Annotated in this window: 2 protein-coding genes and 1 pseudogene; 2 read left to right on the top strand and 1 reads right to left on the bottom strand. The window is 31.8% G+C overall.

Going from position 1 to position 2,860, the window contains the following annotated elements:
• A pseudogene (locus ACH2BP_RS12180) lies at positions 1-284 on the top strand (hybrid sensor histidine kinase/response regulator); the annotation flags it as partial.
• A gap of 54 nt (positions 285-338) precedes the next feature.
• The gene (locus ACH2BP_RS12175) at positions 339-2,033 is read left to right on the top strand and encodes a hybrid sensor histidine kinase/response regulator (RefSeq protein WP_395060277.1); all 1,695 of its coding nucleotides are present in this window, start codon (positions 339-341) and stop codon (positions 2,031-2,033) included.
• Here ACH2BP_RS12175 and ACH2BP_RS12170 read toward each other — a convergent pair.
• Positions 2,030-2,860: sigma-54 interaction domain-containing protein (locus ACH2BP_RS12170; protein WP_395060275.1), on the bottom strand; the 831-nt coding region annotated here is incomplete at its 5' end. The genes ACH2BP_RS12175 and ACH2BP_RS12170 overlap by 4 nt on opposite strands.

Raw genomic sequence — 2,860 nt, 5'->3', positions numbered from 1 at the left:
AAAACAAAACTGATGATGAATCTTCAGTAAAAAAAGCAATTGCCGATTTAACGAAAATGGAAGCTTCATTAAGAAAACTCCAATTAGAAGATTTTGTACAGTATCCTGCGGCGATGGGCGACAACCAAAGAAATATACTTAAAAAATACGTGTCTTACCTGAATGAAAACATTCCTGACGACAGTACAAATACGTTAACTAAAGAAGCTTCAGACTCGATTTTATTGGCTTCTAAAACATTATTGAATCAAGTTAAAAAAGAGACGGCAAAGAAGAAAGAATGACTAAATATTGAAGAAGATAAATTGTTACAAAATGAACTTTCAATATCGGAACAATTGAGAAAGGTACTAAGCATTGTTGAAAACGAAATCATCAAAAACACGGCAAAAAATTATAACGAAAGAGAAAATTCATTAAATAAAACTAACAAAATAGTAACTATCGCTGCTGGAATAGGAACATTATCAACCTTGTTTTTTTTAATTCTGATATTGAATGATTTTTCGAAAAGTCAATCCTATAAAAGGCAACTTGAAGCCGCAAATACAAAAACAAAATCACTGTTAAAAAATAGAGAACAACTCATTACCACCGTCAGCCATGACTTAAAAACACCACTAAGCACCATCTTAGGCTATACAGAACTTTTAGACAATTCAAATCTAAATAAAAGACAACTCTATTTTGCAAAAAACATAAAAACTTCATCCGAATATATTTCAAAACTGGTTCAGGACTTACTGGATTTCACGCAGATAGAAGCCGGTAAATTAACAATTGAAAATATTCCATTTTCATTAAATGATGTCATTTCTGAAGTTGGAACAAGCATTCAATCAATTTATGAACAGAAACCGATAGCGCTTTTGATTGAAACTGGCAGAGAATTTAATGATTCTGTAATGGGAGATCCGTTCAGACTGAGACAAATTTTGACTAATCTAATAGGGAACGCTTATAAATTTACGGAAAAAGGATTCATAAAAATCAAAGCAAAAGTTGCTGAAAACAATAAAATCCTAATCACCGTTGAGGATTCCGGAATTGGAATAGCAGAAACAAAACAACAAGTAATTTTTGAAGAATTCACACAAGCGAATAAAAACATAGAAAAAAAATATGGAGGAACTGGTTTAGGACTTACTATTTCTAAAAGTATTGCGGAAATTTTAGGAGGAAAACTAAGCCTGAAAAGCACACTAGGAAAAGGAAGCGTTTTTGAAATTGAACTTCCACTAGAATTTGCAACAAGTTTTCCGAAAAAACTATTAAATAATAATCTAAAAACCGAATTAACTGCGATTATTATTGACGATGACATCAATTTATTAAAACTGACTACTGAAATTTTAAAGCAAAACAACTACAAAGTCATTCCGTTTGATAATGCCGCTGCTGCGCTTGAAGCTGCAAGGACAAATCCATTTGATTTTATAATAACTGATATTCAAATGCCGGAAATTGATGGCTTCTTATTTTTAGAAAAATTAAAAAATTCTACAGCATTAAATTATAAAAATCAACCCATAATAGCTGTTACGGGAAAAGCCAATATAGATTTACAAGTATATAAAAAAGCTGGATTCACCCAAGTCGTAAAAAAACCTTATGCTTCAAAAACGCTACTTGCCGCAGTTAATTCCCTTTTTGATACGATTGAAAATCCAGACACTTCAAATTGTGTAGATAATCAAATTGAGCAAACAAAACCATATTCTTTAAAATCATTACTGTCTTTTATGGCCGACGATGAAGCCTTGAAAAAATTTTTAATTTCTTTTACAAAAAATACAGCGGAGGATTTAATCCAATTAGAAAATGCCGTTGCTAAACATAATGTTTTTGAAATTAAAGAAATTTCACATCGAATGTGCCCCATGTTTAAACAAATTCAAGCCCACACAGTTAGCGCAATATTAGATGATTTAGAATCGAAAGATCTTACAGCAGAAATAATCATAGCTAATGTTACAGAATTAAAAAAAAGGTTAACAGCTCTTTTTATTCTTATAGAAAAAGAACAAAACTAATCAATATCATATAATTTTAATTTATTATACAGTGTCTTTCTATTGATATTAAGCAGTCTGGCCGCTTCAGATTTATTGTTTTTAGATTGACGCAAAGCCTCAAGAATAGTTCCCTTCTCATTCTCAGACAAAGAAAAATCAGTTTCCTTTTTACCTGCTTTTTGAAAGAACTCGACTGGAAGCGCTCCTTTTTCAATAAAATCTCCTTGCGATAAAAGTGTTGCTCTTTTGATACAATTTTGAAGTTCTCTTAAATTTCCAGGCCAGCTGTAGTTTTGAAAAATGGCTATTACTTCAGGAGAAAACCCTATTAATTCTTTGTTCAATTCTTGATTTGCTTTTTCTATAAAAAAATCAGCAAAAATCATCAAATCTTGTTCTCTATCTACCAAAGAAGGCGAATGAATAGAAAATTCATTGATTCTATGATACAGATCCTCTCTAAAATCACCATTCTTTACTGCTTCACGCAAATCCTCATTTGTAGCTGTAATTATTCTAATATCAACATCGATTTCTTTATTACTCCCTACCGGTTTTATCTTTCTTTCCTGCAAAGCTCTCAACAACTGGATTTGATTTTCATACGATAAGTTTCCTATTTCGTCAAGAAAAATTGTCCCTCCATTCGCGGCCTGAAAATAACCCATTTTATCCGCAATAGCTCCTGTAAACGAACCTTTCACATGACCAAAAAATTCGCTTGCAGCCAATTCCTTTGGTATTGCTCCACAGTCAACGGCAATAAAATTATTATCTTTTCTGGAACTTTTTTCATGGATACTTTTTGCAATGACTTCTTTACCTGTACCGCTTTCGCCAATGAT

The organism is Flavobacterium sp. (assembly GCF_043756175.1).
Classification (GTDB): Bacteria; Bacteroidota; Bacteroidia; order Flavobacteriales; family Flavobacteriaceae; genus Flavobacterium.
This window is presented reverse-complemented; position numbering and strand designations above follow the sequence as displayed.